General features: G+C 50.5%; 1 protein-coding gene. It reads left to right on the top strand.

What is annotated here, in order from left to right; genetic code table 11:
- Window positions 1–222: IS66 family transposase (locus ACT3RM_RS18340; RefSeq protein ID WP_444511575.1), on the top strand; the 222-nt coding region annotated here is incomplete at both ends.

Raw genomic sequence — 222 nt, 5'->3', positions numbered from 1 at the left:
CATACTGGGCCGTGGCGGCCTTGAACTATCGCGCGGAACATTAGCTAATTGGTGTATTAAAGCGGGCCTGCTAATCAGCCCCTTAGTGGCAGCCATGCAACGTCACTTGCTTAGTGAGCATAGTTTATGTGCCGATGAAACCCGTACACAAGTCTTAGATGAAGGTGACAACCCTAGCAGCAATTCCTACATGTGGGTTTATCGCAGCAATGAGGTCAGCCG

It is taken from the genome of Pseudoalteromonas sp. AOP7-A1-14 (assembly GCF_052376275.1).
GTDB lineage: Bacteria > Pseudomonadota > Gammaproteobacteria > Enterobacterales > Alteromonadaceae > Pseudoalteromonas.
Note: the sequence above shows the minus strand (reverse complement) of the source record. Positions and strands in the feature narration are given on the sequence as shown.